General features: G+C 35.7%; 16 protein-coding genes and 1 pseudogene. 12 read left to right on the top strand and 5 right to left on the bottom strand.

All coding sequences use genetic code 11. The features are described 5' to 3' along the window. The first annotated feature begins 230 nt into the window (after positions 1–230). Positions 231–1,382, top strand: a complete 1,152-nt coding sequence (locus M1F17_RS09620; RefSeq protein WP_094960467.1) for a pyridoxal phosphate-dependent aminotransferase — start codon at positions 231–233, stop codon at positions 1,380–1,382. Positions 1,383–1,425: 43 nt separating this feature from the next. Here the strand turns inward: M1F17_RS09620 and M1F17_RS09615 are convergent, their stop codons facing one another. Then, a complete protein-coding gene (locus M1F17_RS09615) occupies positions 1,426–1,770 on the bottom strand; it encodes a DMT family protein (RefSeq protein ID WP_094960466.1) in 345 nt (114 codons plus the stop codon). A gap of 134 nt (positions 1,771–1,904) precedes the next feature. Between M1F17_RS09615 and M1F17_RS09610 the strand changes: the two genes are divergently transcribed. Both M1F17_RS09610 and M1F17_RS09605 read left to right on the top strand, forming a co-directional pair. After that, the gene (locus M1F17_RS09610) at positions 1,905–2,396 is read left to right on the top strand and encodes an N-acetyltransferase (protein WP_094960465.1); all 492 of its coding nucleotides are present in this window, start codon (positions 1,905–1,907) and stop codon (positions 2,394–2,396) included. An 85-nt stretch (positions 2,397–2,481) separates the two neighbouring features. Further along, the gene (locus M1F17_RS09605) at positions 2,482–3,264 is read left to right on the top strand and encodes a class I SAM-dependent methyltransferase (protein WP_153673356.1); all 783 of its coding nucleotides are present in this window, start codon (positions 2,482–2,484) and stop codon (positions 3,262–3,264) included. A 46-nt stretch (positions 3,265–3,310) separates the two neighbouring features. On the opposite strand, the gene M1F17_RS09600 is transcribed toward M1F17_RS09605, so the two are convergent. Then, positions 3,311–3,649, bottom strand: a complete 339-nt coding sequence (locus M1F17_RS09600) for a hypothetical protein (protein WP_226616956.1) — start codon at positions 3,647–3,649, stop codon at positions 3,311–3,313. 211 nt (positions 3,650–3,860) lie between these two features. After that, on the bottom strand, positions 3,861–4,199 hold the full coding sequence (locus M1F17_RS09595; RefSeq protein WP_004253427.1) for a GlpM family protein: 339 nt from the start codon (positions 4,197–4,199) through the stop codon (positions 3,861–3,863). A gap of 357 nt (positions 4,200–4,556) precedes the next feature. Between M1F17_RS09595 and M1F17_RS09590 the strand changes: the two genes are divergently transcribed. Together M1F17_RS09590 and M1F17_RS09585 are read left to right on the top strand one after the other, a co-directional pair. After that, positions 4,557–6,209 (top strand): methyl-accepting chemotaxis protein, encoded by a 1,653-nt coding sequence (locus tag M1F17_RS09590; protein WP_136135171.1) that lies wholly within the window; start codon positions 4,557–4,559, stop codon positions 6,207–6,209. A gap of 207 nt (positions 6,210–6,416) precedes the next feature. Beyond that, positions 6,417–7,259 (top strand): MBL fold metallo-hydrolase, encoded by an 843-nt coding sequence (locus tag M1F17_RS09585; RefSeq protein ID WP_318837415.1) that lies wholly within the window; start codon positions 6,417–6,419, stop codon positions 7,257–7,259. A gap of 91 nt (positions 7,260–7,350) precedes the next feature. On the opposite strand, the gene M1F17_RS09580 is transcribed toward M1F17_RS09585, so the two are convergent. Then, positions 7,351–7,740 carry a nuclear transport factor 2 family protein gene (locus tag M1F17_RS09580; protein WP_110591815.1) on the bottom strand — a complete coding sequence of 130 codons (390 nt, stop codon included), beginning with the start codon at positions 7,738–7,740 and terminating at the stop codon, positions 7,351–7,353. An 829-nt stretch (positions 7,741–8,569) separates the two neighbouring features. On the opposite strand from M1F17_RS09580, the gene M1F17_RS09575 reads away from it, so the two are divergent. The 3 genes from M1F17_RS09575 to tam all read left to right on the top strand — a co-directional run bounded on the left by M1F17_RS09575 (position 8,570) and on the right by tam (position 10,823). Continuing rightward, complete coding sequence (locus tag M1F17_RS09575; protein ID WP_094960461.1) at positions 8,570–8,779, top strand: hypothetical protein; 210 nt, start codon at positions 8,570–8,572, stop codon at positions 8,777–8,779. Between the two features lie 330 nt (positions 8,780–9,109). Further along, positions 9,110–9,997 (top strand): PhzF family phenazine biosynthesis protein, encoded by an 888-nt coding sequence (locus M1F17_RS09570; protein ID WP_004253418.1) that lies wholly within the window; start codon positions 9,110–9,112, stop codon positions 9,995–9,997. A gap of 67 nt (positions 9,998–10,064) precedes the next feature. After that, complete coding sequence (tam, locus tag M1F17_RS09565; protein ID WP_094960460.1) at positions 10,065–10,823, top strand: trans-aconitate 2-methyltransferase; 759 nt, start codon at positions 10,065–10,067, stop codon at positions 10,821–10,823. Between the two features lie 53 nt (positions 10,824–10,876). Here the strand turns inward: tam and M1F17_RS09560 are convergent, their stop codons facing one another. Next, on the bottom strand, positions 10,877–11,233 hold the full coding sequence (locus M1F17_RS09560; protein WP_164455553.1) for an MmcQ/YjbR family DNA-binding protein: 357 nt from the start codon (positions 11,231–11,233) through the stop codon (positions 10,877–10,879). An 832-nt stretch (positions 11,234–12,065) separates the two neighbouring features. Here M1F17_RS09560 and M1F17_RS09555 point away from each other — a divergent pair. The 4 genes and pseudogenes from M1F17_RS09555 to M1F17_RS09540 all read left to right on the top strand — a co-directional run. Continuing rightward, complete coding sequence (locus M1F17_RS09555) at positions 12,066–12,389, top strand: helix-turn-helix domain-containing protein (RefSeq protein ID WP_004253408.1); 324 nt, start codon at positions 12,066–12,068, stop codon at positions 12,387–12,389. Between the two features lie 55 nt (positions 12,390–12,444). Next, the gene (locus M1F17_RS09550; RefSeq protein WP_094960458.1) at positions 12,445–12,675 is read left to right on the top strand and encodes a helix-turn-helix domain-containing protein; all 231 of its coding nucleotides are present in this window, start codon (positions 12,445–12,447) and stop codon (positions 12,673–12,675) included. Positions 12,676–13,153: 478 nt separating this feature from the next. Then, positions 13,154–13,411, top strand: a complete 258-nt coding sequence (locus M1F17_RS09545) for a YjhX family toxin (protein WP_318837414.1) — start codon at positions 13,154–13,156, stop codon at positions 13,409–13,411. A gap of 40 nt (positions 13,412–13,451) precedes the next feature. Further along, a pseudogene (locus M1F17_RS09540) lies at positions 13,452–14,567 on the top strand (SAM-dependent methyltransferase); the annotation flags it as partial. Positions 14,568–14,682: the final 115 nt, after the last annotated feature.

Genomic DNA, 14,682 nt, shown 5'->3' with positions numbered 1-14,682 from the left:
GAATTTAATTCATAGCACAATTACTTATTATTCTAGTCACTCCCGAGTTAAAAAATTTTATCTTTTAATATCAATTAAATAGATAAGGTTGAATTTCCTATGCAATGATTTGAAATAGTTAACCCAAACAATAAAGTGAATAAAAAGTCATTTTATCTATATAATTATTTACTTTGAGATAATTATGAGTAATCTAATACATTCAAAAATAATAATTTCAGGGAATAACTATGGATCGTCGTTCATTTCTTAAATCCAGCTCATTAGTGGCTGGTGGGCTTGCGCTTAATTCATTGTTTAATCATGCGGTTGCACAAAATAGTAACATTGTCTTACCGAGTGAAAAACACCCATTACTATTGAATTTCAATGAAAACTCATTAGGGATGTCCGAAAAGGCTAAAGAAGCTATCATTAAGGCATTACCTAATGCATTCCGCTACCCTGATGATGCTCGTGCTGAATTACAGAAGAATATTGGTGAGCTCTACAGTTTATCCGATGAGAACATTAGTATAGGCAATGGTTCATCTGAAACCATTCAAGCCACTGTCGCGATGTTGGCAAATAAAGCGAAGAAACGGGGTATCAATATTCAGCTCGTCACACCTGACCCAACATTCAATTATGCAGAGCTATACTCCCTACCATTAGGGGTGACGATAACGAAAATTCCTTTAAAAACCGATTTATCATTTGACTTAGCAAAAATGGAACAAGCCGCTAATGACTTTGATGGTTTATCAATGGTCTATATTTGTAACCCAAATAATCCGACGGCAATGATCACGCCTTATAGCCAGCTTGATAAGTGGCTGAGTAAAGACTCTGACAACACATTTTTTATCGTTGATGAAGCTTACGCTGAGTTTGTTGAAGACCCGAACTTTACAAGTGCTATTGAATTAGTCAAAAAAGGTCAAAACAACCTGATTGTCACACGTACCTTCTCTAAAATTTTTGCCTTAGCAGGCTTAAGAGTCGGCTATGGGGTCGCAACTCCCGAAATTATTGCTGCTGTAGATACGTTTTTATCTATTGATAATACTAATACAGCAGGTGCGGTTGCTGCGATTGCATCACTAAAGGATAAATCATTTATTCAATACAGCCTAAAATCCAACGATATATCGAGAAAAATCGTAGAAAAAGCATTAAACGAAATCGGGCTGGAATATGCTCCATCACAGGCTAATTTTATTTTCCATAAAGTTAAAGGGGACGTAAAAACCTATCAACAACGTATGGCTGATGCTCATGTCATGGTAGGTCGTGAATTTCCACCAGCGGTTGGCTGGAATAGATTAACGCTAGGAACCCCCGAGGAAATGCAGCAATTTGTTGTAATACTGAAACAATTCCATGAAAAAGGATGGGTATAAACTAAGTCAAATCCAAAAAGAGCAGCTCAAACTGCTCTTTTTGTTAAAATGGCCCCTTAAATATAAAAAAGGCCCCCGCAAAAATGAGAATAAAACCTATTAAATGATTAATGGTAAAACTTTCACCTAAATACAACACCGAAAAAAGAACAAAAACACAGAGTGTTATCACCTCTTGCATTGTTTTTAATTCAGCTGCACTGTAGTACTGATGCCCTAACCGATTAGCTGGCACCGCAAAACAGTATTCAACCAATGCAATTAACCAGCTAAAGAAAATAACAACATACAGTGGCTTTGTTGTAAATTTTAAATGTCCATACCAAGCAAACATCATAAATACATTTGAAATAACAAGTAAAAATACTGGATAAAATTTAGTTAACATACTGATTCAATAGACAAAGAATAAATAACCGATATTATGGGGTTAGAAGTAACACATTACAATGTGCTCCCACAAATCCCGCTACTCTTCATATCATAAATTTAAACGTATTTAGCAATCATTACGAGGGAATAATGAATATTAAATATGAATTAATGACACAATCAGATTGTCCTGCTGTGGCTCAATTATTGCAATCTAATTCTGAATCCCAACAAGGTGGGTTACTCGGTGAATATCCTCAAGCTAAAGTCAACGCTATGTTTTCAGGGAGTCTAACTACTGTTATAGCCAGAGATGGAAATAAAATTATCGCAGTCGTATTTAGCTTTGATCCTCATTCTTCATCCCTACCCGCTATAGCACATTTGATCATTAAACAGCATACGGAAATTATACAGAATAATTGGTTCTATGGCCCTGTTTGTATTGATAGAAATTATAGAGGAAAAAATATTCTAAAGAGCCTTTTTGATAACGTTTGTTCGTATAACCAAGGAAAGCCTATTGCATTTATCAATGCAGATAATCTTAGGTCCCTTTTTGCACATAAGAAGATAGGAATGAGTAATGTCACTAATTTTGAATTTAATGGCACCCCATATCATTTAATGGTAGGAAATTAATTATGTACTAGCTGGTACATTTTTATTTCAATTTGCTCATTTTTTGCTACACTGTGACAAATTATTGTATGCAGAGGGTCTTTTTATGACAGATTTCATGAGTGCCAACCAAAAAGCATGGGATAAACAAGCAGAATCGCAACTTGCTTGGTCAACCCCCGTTGATTCCAAAACTATCAATGAAGCTAAAAAAGGAAAGTGGCAGGTTCATCTAACTCCAACTCCTGTTGATGACGCTTGGTTAGGTGATGTAAAAGATAAAAAAATTCTCTGCTTAGCCTCTGCTGGAGGACAACAAGCTCCAGTACTCGCTGCCGCAGGGGCGAATGTGACTGTTTTTGACTTTTCTCAAAAACAGCTTGAGCAAGACAAAATGGTGGCAGAAAGGGATAATTTAACATTAGAGATTGTTCAAGGTGATATGCGCTCATTACACATGTTTGCGAATGAATCATTTGATATTATATTTCACCCTATTTCTAACCTGTATATTCCAGATGTTAACCCAGTCTGGCAAGAATGCTACCGTGTTTTAAAACCAAATGGACGACTGTTATCCAGTTTTTTTAATCCAGTTGTTTTCATTGGAGAACGTGATAAGCGATATGATGAGCAAGGTTTAATAAAACCAAGTCATACTATGCCGTACTCCGAGCTATCTACCCTATCAATAGAGCAAATAGCGCAAAAGCAAGCAAGGCGAGAAGCTTTTGTGTTCGGTCACTCATTAACAGATCTTATTGGGGGGCAAATAAAGGTAGGCTTTTATATCACTGGCTTTAAAGAAGACTGGCAACCTAATCCACGATTTGTCGTTGATAATTATCTGCCCACATTCCTAGCAACGATGGCAGTTAAAACAAATTAATATTATTGGTGCTCGTTTTGTTTGTCACTCAACGAGCTATATTAAATTAGCTTCTTTTACAATACCTGTCCCACACAGATTCAAATTGCTCTGCGGGAATAATATCATCTGTTTTTTCTACAAAAGGAATGGATATCATTACCTTGCCAGCTCTATTTTTATGGAGTCTAACGATAAACCTTTTATAGCCATGGGGTAATTCATTTTCAAAACCAAAGACTTCGCCACAATAATAGCCAGTTTCATCCCCCTCTTCACTTTTGGTCAATACATAGTATTGAACATTTTTATAATTTGCAGCTGAGGGGTAAGCAAGAAAATCTTCGACAGAACTTTTCACTCGACCTTCAGTATCTAACTCAGGATCAAGTTTAATTTCAGTCATAATTCCTGCAATATACGCGCAACCAGCAACTAATAATAATACCAAGGTTCTTAATAACATTTTAACTGTACAACTCAATGGAAAACACTGCTTATCATTATAGTTAATACTTAGATTTTTGCGACTATAGCCCATAAGGCTTAAGCTATCAGCTTATCGTGATAGTTTAGTTTTATCATTATTTACAGTTAATTATTTCTCCCTATGTTATTTATTGAGTGAGTTGCCATATATAAACCAATATTGCTGCTGTTATTATCCAAATAACAGTTGCAATACTTAAACTTCCCCAAGCCGTCATTTTCGTTGCTAGCAAATATACCGTTAATAAATACATTGCATAAGGGATGAGTGACCACAGCCCAAACAGTGCCGTTTTTCTTAGTGCTTCTGTGCCTTGTTCTTGTACAACGATAACATGTGCAATTAATGCAAATGTAGGAAATAATGGAACTAAACCTGCAATATAGTAAATTTTACTACGCGAAAATAGTGCAATAATCAATACAGCTAAAGCGCCTAAAAGGCATTTAAAGAATAAAGAAAGCATACCGCACTCAAAGCCAAAGTTTTAAAGGTTGACTATTATTATCACAAATAATTCGTAAATTAACTGTATTCTAAGTAGCAATGTACAACAATTATTTCCTCCCATTCTCTCTCGATCAGTAAAACCCCTTAATTACTTTCAATTTTATGAGCTAAGTCAAATTGTTGGATATAAAGTATCCAGAGTTAGTGCCGATACATTCATTTAGTCCCTACGCCTGATGCTTCCGCGTGACTACATATAACTTTTTAGCTATTGGACAACTTCGATTTGCTCATGGTTAATCACGTTATGTTTAGAAGTCGTACTTAGTATGCGTGCAAACATACTACTCGATGGTATGAAAGGAAATAATCAATGATGTCTGGTAATTTAAAAAAAATTAATTTTAGTTCAGCTAAATTCTCTTTTTCTGGTTTTAAAACGACAACTCTAGTCTGGTTTATTTCAGGCCTGCTTATCGTCCTTCTTCTTTCAACCTGTTGGTTTTTCTTTAGTTCTTTAAAGCAATATCAAGAGACATTATCCAAACTCGACACTATTTATAATGAACAAACACAACTGAATAATACGTGGCAATCTTTATTACAAGCACGAAACACATTGAATCGCGCTAGCTCTCGTCATTTATTGGTTATCAACAAGATGAAAACATCAAACACTGACATAGATAGCCTCATCGAGTTTTATCATAAAAAAATAACAGAAACAGGAAACTATTGGGATGCATTCACATCCACCTCAATCTATAAAAACGGTGATGAATTTGCTGAACTAGAAAAATCATATAGAGCGTTATATGCTGCATTGAATGAACTTTCTGTATTTTTAGTTCAAGGAAAAACATATGACTTTTTAAACCAACCTACTCAAGGGTTTCAAGATACATTTGAGAAAAACTACGTTAATTATCATCAACAGTTAAATAGTAATTATCATGATATTGCTCTTGCAAGTGAGCAATTGTATAAGCAAAGTTTGATTGGCTTAATCGTTACTATCTCAATCGTTATCCTCGTGACTCTATTTATTCGATTTATTCTACAGCTTTTCTTTATTCGCCCACTAAACCAAGTTATTGATGGTATTGAGAAAGTTAGCCATGGCGTTCTATATCATACCTTTGATAACAAAGGTTTATATGAAATTAAATTACTTAAACAGCATGTATCTAATATGCAAAGTAAGCTGATTGATATCGTTAAAAATATCTATGACAACACTCATCATATAAAAGTTGAGCTTGGAGATATCACCCAGATGAATCACGACCTTTCTATTCGAGCAGATCAACAAGCCGCGGCAATTGTCGAAACCGCAGCCAGTGTCGAAGAACTTGATTCATCTTTTAAATTAAATACAGCTCACACCAACCAATCGTGCCAATTGATGTCAGAGACAAGTGTAACCATTGAAAAAAGCAATGAACTTATTTCTGATGTTGTAGAAAATATGGATGATATCGTCGATTTTTCAAAAGAAATCAGTAAAATCACTTCAACCATTGATAATATTGCTTTTCAAACTAATTTATTAGCATTGAATGCCGCTGTAGAAGCTGCCAGAGTGGGTGAACATGGCAAAGGGTTTGCGGTCGTCGCAAATGAAGTGCGCGAATTATCAATTAGTTGTACTCAAGCATCCAAAGAAATCAAGCTATTGATTAATAATTCAAATGATAAGATTAACCACTGTTTCCAATTAGCAGCGGATGCAAATGACAATATCGTTTCAATTGCACAAGACACATCTAATATCAATGAAATGATCCAAAGTGTTGCGCTTGCCTCAAATGAACAAACCCATGGGGTGAGTCAAATACATCTAGCAATCAATGAATTAGATAACACCACTCAAGCGAATGCAGCTATGACTCGTGAGTTGCAATCATCCTTAAAAGCTTTAGAAGCTCAATCAGATCTATTAGAAGATATTATGTCTATTTTTCATACAGAGCCAACCAATCCCCATGAAACAGGTGATGAAATTCAACAAGAAGTAAAGAAGTAAAAAAATTTGCCTAGCAATGTATAAGCTTATATCGCAATTTATTTAGGAGGTTGACTCTCGATAGTCGCCTCCGACCTTTTTTATAATTTTCTCATATTCCTCTCATTTCCTCATTTTTTATAATTATATTTTATCGCCATTTAGTAATTTGTTACTGTTTATCTGATACAACAGATTACGATTACTTCTATTAAACATGAGCTCATGATGACAATAAAAATTACTGTTCTTGTAGATAATAATACCCTGATTGATAGTTATTTTTGTGGTGAACCCGGTGTTTGCTACTATATCGAAGCTGATGATAAAAAAATATTATTCGATACAGGTTATTCAGATATATTTATTGATAATGCGAATATTTTACATATTGATCTTGCCGATATTACTGACCTGGTGCTTTCTCACGGCCACAATGATCATACATGGGGCTTAGGTCACCTAATTCAACACTTTGACCGCCGTAACATTGAAGCACCTGAAACTAAACACCTGATATACCATCCGGATGCGCTAATTCCCAAAAAATTTCAATCTAAAGTCATCGGGACAAATACATCTAAAGACATTTTAGCTTCTTATTTTCATTGTATAGAAGCGACAAAACCATACTATCTTTCTGAAAATATAATTTTTTTAGGCCAAATTCCTAGACTCAATAGTTTTGAGGGAAAAGAGCCAATTGGTACTACACTCGACTTCAATCATAATATCATTGATGACTATGTGTTTGATGACTCAGCACTTGCAATTAAAACGTCTGAAGGCCTAATTGTAATAACGGGTTGCTCTCATTCTGGAATTTGTAATATTACTGAATATGCAAAGCATGTAACTGGCATAAATAATATTGTCACTGTCATAGGTGGGTTTCATTTACAGCAAGCATCAAAAGAAATTTTGGAAAAAACAGGTAATTACTTTAACCAGCAGGATATAAAATTTATACACCCATTCCACTGTACAGATCTCAACGCAAAAATACATTTGGCAAAATATGCACCAGTACAAGAAGTTGGTACTGGATTACAGTTAATTTACCCAAGTTAATATAAGATAGAATAGAAGTAAGGTAAAGCCTTGTTTTAATATAGGTTTTACCTACAATAGTAGTATTCAGTATTGTACAAGCAATAAAGATTTAGGTTCTTGAGCCTAAATCTTCATCAGTATTATTACCTTTAACCATTCTTGTTAATTCTTCGCAACGGGTAATTTTTCCATCTTCTATTTGAAAACAAGCAAATACCTCAAATTCACTTACTGAACCATCTTTTTTAGTGGCTTTTGCCAGATGTTGAGTATGAACACATCCATCCCCCTCTGCGATAGATTTAATAGTAATAACAATCGACTCAGTGGCTTCTTTCAATACCTGCAAATGTGTAATAAATTCATTAAAATCAATTTGTTTTCCATCAACAACTTGAATATATTTATCCGAAAAATACTGTTTAGCCACAGGCAATGAACCAATATTCTCACCCAATACCGCATTTAATGCTTGTATTACCCACTGTGCATTAGTCATCTTTTATCCCTTACATTAAAAAGATTATTTATAACTGTTATGGGAGTAATATTTTATATTTCAAGTCAAAACCGATTTAATTATCTTTTTAATTATATTCCTTTACTATACTTCAATAATTTCCCATTTGTCCGTGAGATAATCTATAAAATAATACTCGTTTTTACTCTTATTATGTTTTTGTATTCAGTCAAAACCTTACATTCATCTCGCCAACTTTAGTTTGATTTATGTATTATTCTCAATAAGTTAATCATAAGCATTAGATATCATGTAGTTACACTCACTTGGAATTAGGTTCTAAAAAAAGAAATTAATATTAAAAAACAATTAGTTGCTTAGTAATTTCAAACGCACCCCCCCCTGTAAAACATTTATTTTAATTTTATGCTTACTCTGATTTGGATTAATCCTTAATCACTGGTATTATCTGATAGCCTATATAAACAACAGGCACCTTATAACAATAACTATAAATATACATTTCCATTAGATACCCCTGCTTGCAGGGGCTTTTTTTGCTAAATGATGGCATACCTTAGAAACAACGCCCTTCAATAACCTGTGATATTTTCCTCATTTTGCTACCCACTAGATCTTATTGAATAAATCGGACGATTATTCAACGGAATAGGTATCTATCATGGATACTATAGGTGATGACGTCTCCATAACTTAAACTTAAGTAATAAATCGTGAGAAATTTATATATTTATTATGATAATTTTAAGAACAATGACAGTTACAATTTTTAACTATTTGTAAAGGAAATAAACATGCAATTAGAGTAAATTAATTAATAATTATAATTTACATAAAAGGTACTTTTATGCGATTTAATCTAACTCAAGTAAATATATTAGAAGAAAATACAAAAGTTACAGGCTTGCATATAACTTTGATCGGTGACGACAACTCCACTCATACACTTAAAATGGATATCAAAGGGTTGGATACCATGAATATGAGTTTAAGAGACATAGAAAAATATGCTATTAAACAACTTAAACATAGCTTTGAACATTGCTCTAATGGTTGAGACTTATTACCTAGCTTAGGTAATAATAAGTTTTATTGCCATATAAATAAAATTTTTTACTATTCATCTGGGTATTGAAGGGTTTTGTATATTTCTTCCGCATAATTTTATGCAGCATATATTTCAATTATTTTCACCTGCATCAAAATAAATCACCCAACTTATATCAAATATTCAATCAACTTCAACTTAACTCTTTATAATATTGAGTTCTGCATCGCTATCATGTTATCTCAATAGATTTTTTATATTTATTCTATTATACAATGAGTTAATGCTAATATATTGTCTATACTTCTTGTTAAATTTTAACCAATCAATAAGATCCCCATGCAAAATAAAAATACCGATTCAGTTGAGCAAGCTATCCTGGTATACCTTGTCAATTCTTTCACACAAAATAATTCTGGTGGTAACCCAGCAGGTGTTGTCCTCAACCCGCCAAAACTCAGCACTTCACAAAAAATTGCTATTGCGCGGCAGGTCGGATTTTCAGAAACTGCATTTGTCTATAACGGCGAAGAAACTGATTTTATAGTAGATTTCTATACTGCTGAAGGTGAAGTTGATTTTTGTGGTCATGCCACATTAGCTGTGTTTTCTACTTTAGCTTCACTTAAGCAACTTACTGATGGGCTTTACACTCAAAAAACCAAAGCAGGTATTCTGAGCGTGTCTGTTAGCCCAAATAACATCGTTATGGAGCAAACACTACCAACCTTACGCAATGGGCCCAGTATCAATGAAGTAGCAACAGCCCTTGGCATAACTAACGAAGTTATTGCTGAAACAGGCTTACCTATCATGATAGTTTCAACAGGGTTACCCGACATTATTATTCCAGTTAAAACTGGTCATTTAGATTTGCTACAGCCTAATTATGAGGCAATAGCAAGGCTAAGTCGTGAATTCAAAGCTATCGGTTTTCATGTATTTGAGCTAAACCATAACTCTTCGACCACAGCACATTGTCGAAATTTCGCACCGCTCTACGGAATAAATGAAGAATCAGCAACAGGCAGTGCTAGCGGAGCCCTTGGCTGCTATTTGGTCAATTATGTTTTACCAAATGAAACTCATTTTTTGTTTGAACAAGGTCGTGCAATGGGATGCCCGTCATTAATTCAAGTAACAATTAACTCGCAAACAAAAAATATTATTCAGGTAGAAGTTGGTGGTCAAGCTGTTCTGATGGGTACGCAAATAATTCATATTTAGCCAGAAATACAATATGCTCAGCCATAGGTTATGATTTAATTATCTAATAATACAATGAGGCTCACACATGCAAGATTGGAACCCAGACTTGTACCTACAATTTAAGCGGGAAAGAACTCGTCCATCATACGACTTACTCAGTCATATTCATGTCTCTAACGCATGTAATTTAACTGATTTAGGTTGTGGGCCCGGTAATTCAACTCAGATACTTCGTGAAATGTATCCATTAGCAAGAATAATGGGAGTTGATAATTCTCCCGCTATGTTAGTTGAAGCGAGAAAGAATCTTCCTGATTGCCAGTTTACAGAAGCGAACATCGCAACCTGGGTTCCTGAAACCAAGCAGGACCTTATATTTGCCAATGCATCCTTACAATGGTTACCTGATCACAAGGTATTATTTCCTCACCTAGTTAACCAACTACAAAGTGGCGGTATTTTAGCCATTCAGATGCCAAATAATTGGAATGAACCCACGCATGCTTTAATGCGCAAAGTAGCCAATGAGCAATCCATTTCTGCGGTATATAGAACAGCACTTTTATCAATAACTGAATATTATGATTTGCTTTCAGCTACTACCTGCTCTGTTGATATATGGCAAACAACTTATTACCATGTCATGCCATCTATTGGTTCAATCATTGATTGGTTAAGAGCAACAGGGTTAAGGCCTTACCTTGAAAACTTAAATGAAAAGCAAAAAGAGCAATTTCTCGCACGTTATCATGAATTATTAACAAAAACTTACCCAAAACAAGATAATGGCTATGTTTTAATGCCATTTCCTCGATTATTTATCATTGCTAAAAAGCTTAACTAGCTAGTATAGAAACTTTTCCTAAGGATGGGGTAATCTAGCAAGATAATAAACTGTTATGCTGTTAACTTATAACTATCTTCGATTAACTCTTTGAGTTCACTATCGGTAAGGCTCCCTGGTAGCTTTATCGTAATCCAATGCTCTTTATTCATATGATATGCAGGATAAATATCGTCTTTTAACCGCAATGAGCCAATGAGTTCAGGGGCAGCTTTAAGGTTGACGATATTAACCATCTCTTCATTTTTATTTGTATCTAATTTATTTGATGAAATGCGCATAATAACTGCAAACCATTTTGCGTTATTTCTTCTCCTAAAAACAATATACTCAGGGAACTTCCCCCAAGGGGTCTCAGGATCCACGCCATAATTATGCTGAATATAATCAACCAATTCACTTCGGTTCATGTTATCACTCCAGTTCATTAATGAGCTTCACCCATATCAGCCATATCAGCCATCCTCACTATTGCATTTCTTCTAGTTCACTACCTTTTTTTTCAAAAAGCGTGACTTCGGGTTACACAGTATCTGCATATAGTTATACGTTATATATTACTAAAAAGCAGTATAGCTGTATGAATTCCACCATTGTATCCCTCAAGAAATAGTTTCATACTGAAACATAAAGTGAAAATTTAACCTCCATAATTAATCTCCTCAAGTATATAAAATCACTGCCGATACTCTAAATAATTGCGGCTAGATTTAATATAAGCACATTATTATTTACGATAAAATCAGCACATAAGAAAATTTTCTAGATTGTTTTATCACTATTAAACCAGTTATTTTGTAACAAAATATTTCAATTGATAATATTTTATTTCAAAAATGATACAACGTTGTAAATAATAATATTATTATATGTATAAATTAAATAAGAAAAATCGAATGTAAATACAAAATAAATAAAATACTAAACAATAAGCATAATTTAATCATTGGAATTAATATTCAAGATACCATAAAAAATGAAACCACAAATACTCTTATTGCGTGTATTTGCAATTGCCGCTTCATTTGTCTTGCAATATTTTAAAAACAAGAAATATCAAATTAATTGTTATTTATCATGAAATTAAGCCTAAACAAAAATAAAATCAAACGATTGATTTTTTCGTATCAATCGTTTATACCGATGAAAAATATTCCATCAAGCGTTATAAACGATTGTACTTAATATTATTATTTGACTAATTTTTATCTCAGAAAATTCTTACTCACTATAGAGGTTAATATGGATCGTGCTATTTTAAATAGCAAAGTAAACATCTTAATTGGAAATTATTTACGACAAAAACGCATTGAAAATGACCTAACCGGAGAAGACATAAGCAAATTACTTCATGTCAGCCAACAACAGGTTTCACGCTACGAAAATGGTATTAATACTATATCATTCAGCCTAATTTTACTATTTTTAATAAAATTAAATATTAGTGTCGAATCCTTCTTTGTTTCTTTATTAAAAGAACTAGAGAGTGATGGCGAAATTATTAATTTAGGATTGCGTTTATATTCAAATTCATTGCCACGTAGAAATCAATACCTTTATCTGTAAATAAATTTAAATAAAATACTGCGCTAACACCAATATAATAGATAGAAAGATAATAATGAAAAAAACCACACAAAGAAATAAGAACCTTGGTGAATATATTAAAAACATTAGAGTAAATAAAAAAATATCAGCTCATGAAATGGCGGATAGTCTAAATATTACAGACAGCCATTATAACGAATATGAAAGTGGAAATGCTTCAATTTATGCAGATCATCTAATAATCATATCTAAAATATTTAATATACATATAAACGTATTTTTAAATGTTTATCTGAGAAATTAAACAATATCTCCCGCGTTAGAAGGCTTGCTCCTGCTAGCCTTTTAACCTTCCTCCCATAATTTTCTTTATTCTTAGACTTGAAACTAAGCCATTAAGTTGAGTAAAACTTAGGATTCATCTTCTGGCACTAAACTAACCATAAACAGAACTCATGGTGCTGCTCTGTTCGAGGAACAGACATTGCTAACAGCATTCTATGTGAATGAACGGGGGAGCATGCCAAAGTTAAAAAGGAATTTGATGAAGTAAATCACACTTTATTGTACTGTACATACCCATATTTAAATTGTGTGTTAACATTAACCTTGTAAATACCTTTCAACTCAACCCGAGGCTTTGATGCTGGAGAATGTAATCATCCGATAATCAGTTTATCGACCTTTTCAGGCCGAACTGATTATCAATGCGCTGAAATCGAATGCGAACACCGCAGTGTGTTTGCGAGTTTTGCACATGATGATTAAACAGGTTTTCCAGTATGAATTTATCCCGTCAGGAACAACGTATCTTACACGTTCTCGCTAAAGGTGGTCGTATCGCGCACGTCCGCGATGCGTCTGGTCGCATCACCGCCGTTGAATGCTACACCCGTGAAGGGCTGTTGCTCACCGACTGCACCCTCTCCACTTTCAACAAACTCAAAGCCAAAAAACTTATCAAGTCCGTCAACGGTCAGCCGTACCGCATCAACACCACCGGGCTGAATATTGTTCGTGCACAGCTTGATAACCGCTAAGGAGAGCATAATGGATATCAATCCCCTTGATAGGACGCTCGATTTCATCATGATGACGTTTGGAGAACTGACGGATGCGTGCACCATCATCAGCCGCTGCGCACTACGGCTGGAGCCTGATGATCGGCTACTCACTGAAGTCCATACTTTCGAAGAAGTTAAACGTCAGGGAATGACTGAAGCAAACGGTCATACCACCCGTTTCGGCAGCCAGATGACGGCCTGGCGTGATGACGAGTACGTAGCTTGCTCGATAATGTCGGATTTACCCTGCTTCCTCCTCCTGAAAGCCACGACTGGCCAGTCAGCGAGACATTTGAAGGGAAGCTATTTGCTCTGCTGGCTGAAAAAGCCAAAAAACTTAGAGGAACTTCCTCTTAATACTCAACACAATAAAAGGAATTCAGCATTGGATATCCCACGTATTTTTACCATAAGTGAAAGCGAACATCGCATCCACAACCCGTTCACCGAAGAGAAGTACGCCACGCTGGGCCGTGTACTACGCATGAAGCCGGATGCTCGCATTCTTGACCTCGGCAGTGGCTCGGGGGAAATGCTTTGTACCTGGGCCCGGGATCACGCCATTACCGGTGTCGGTATCGACATGAGCCAGTTGTTCAGCGAACAGGCTAAACGCCGCGCGGAAGAACTCGGCGTCAGCAGCCGGGTTCAGTTCATACATAACGACGCCGCTGGGCATGTTGCAGAGGAGAAATTCGACGTTGTCGCCTGCATCGGGGCGACATGGATTGCTGGTGGGTTTGCTGGGACCGTCGGGCTGCTGGCTCAGAGCTTGAAGCCGGGCGGATTCATGCTTATCGGCGAACCCTACTGGCGTCAGCTACCAGCAGCGGAAGAGATAGCTCAGGCCTGTGGCGTTAACGCAATAGCTGATTTCCTGACGTTACCTGAACTTATCCGCGCTTTCGACGGCCTCGGCTATGACGTGGTGGAAATGGTACTGGCAGACCAAGAAGGCTGGGACCGGTATGAGGCCGCGAAATGGCTGACCATGCGCCGCTGGTTGGAAGCTAACCCTGACGACGACTTCGCCGCAGAAGTCAGGGCCGAGCTAACGGTCTCGCCGAAACGTCACGTGACTTACACGCGGGAATACTTTGGCTGGGGTGTGTTTGCACTCATCGCCAGGTAACAACAGACTCCCGGTATTTTTTGGAAATACCGGGGCTTCTTCTTTGCATTGAACAAATGTATTGTTCTGCTCCCTATAAACTGGATTACAAAGGATACAAGCTATGTCTATTGTT

The sequence above is a fragment of the Providencia sp. PROV073 genome (assembly GCF_033688125.1).
GTDB classification, from domain to species: Bacteria; Pseudomonadota; Gammaproteobacteria; order Enterobacterales; family Enterobacteriaceae; genus Providencia; species Providencia hangzhouensis.
This window is presented reverse-complemented; position numbering and strand designations above follow the sequence as displayed.

What these genes read in the sequence shown, in the direction of transcription:
- M1F17_RS09585 (WP_318837415.1), top strand. Translation starts at nt 6,417, where the DNA reads ATGACAATAAAAATTACTGTTCTTGTAGATAATAATACCCTGATTGAT.
- M1F17_RS09560 (WP_164455553.1), bottom strand. Translation starts at nt 11,233, where the DNA reads ATGAACCGAAGTGAATTGGTTGATTATATTCAGCATAATTATGGCGTG.
- M1F17_RS09555 (WP_004253408.1), top strand. Translation starts at nt 12,066, where the DNA reads ATGGATCGTGCTATTTTAAATAGCAAAGTAAACATCTTAATTGGAAAT.
- M1F17_RS09575 (WP_094960461.1), top strand. Translation starts at nt 8,570, where the DNA reads ATGCGATTTAATCTAACTCAAGTAAATATATTAGAAGAAAATACAAAA.
- M1F17_RS09610 (WP_094960465.1), top strand. Translation starts at nt 1,905, where the DNA reads ATGAATATTAAATATGAATTAATGACACAATCAGATTGTCCTGCTGTG.
- M1F17_RS09590 (WP_136135171.1), top strand. Translation starts at nt 4,557, where the DNA reads ATGATGTCTGGTAATTTAAAAAAAATTAATTTTAGTTCAGCTAAATTC.
- M1F17_RS09605 (WP_153673356.1), top strand. Translation starts at nt 2,482, where the DNA reads ATGACAGATTTCATGAGTGCCAACCAAAAAGCATGGGATAAACAAGCA.
- M1F17_RS09580 (WP_110591815.1), bottom strand. Translation starts at nt 7,740, where the DNA reads ATGACTAATGCACAGTGGGTAATACAAGCATTAAATGCGGTATTGGGT.
- M1F17_RS09595 (WP_004253427.1), bottom strand. Translation starts at nt 4,199, where the DNA reads ATGCTTTCTTTATTCTTTAAATGCCTTTTAGGCGCTTTAGCTGTATTG.
- M1F17_RS09615 (WP_094960466.1), bottom strand. Translation starts at nt 1,770, where the DNA reads ATGTTAACTAAATTTTATCCAGTATTTTTACTTGTTATTTCAAATGTA.
- M1F17_RS09600 (WP_226616956.1), bottom strand. Translation starts at nt 3,649, where the DNA reads ATGACTGAAATTAAACTTGATCCTGAGTTAGATACTGAAGGTCGAGTG.
- M1F17_RS09570 (WP_004253418.1), top strand. Translation starts at nt 9,110, where the DNA reads ATGCAAAATAAAAATACCGATTCAGTTGAGCAAGCTATCCTGGTATAC.
- M1F17_RS09550 (WP_094960458.1), top strand. Translation starts at nt 12,445, where the DNA reads ATGAAAAAAACCACACAAAGAAATAAGAACCTTGGTGAATATATTAAA.
- M1F17_RS09620 (WP_094960467.1), top strand. Translation starts at nt 231, where the DNA reads ATGGATCGTCGTTCATTTCTTAAATCCAGCTCATTAGTGGCTGGTGGG.
- M1F17_RS09545 (WP_318837414.1), top strand. Translation starts at nt 13,154, where the DNA reads ATGAATTTATCCCGTCAGGAACAACGTATCTTACACGTTCTCGCTAAA.
- tam (WP_094960460.1), top strand. Translation starts at nt 10,065, where the DNA reads ATGCAAGATTGGAACCCAGACTTGTACCTACAATTTAAGCGGGAAAGA.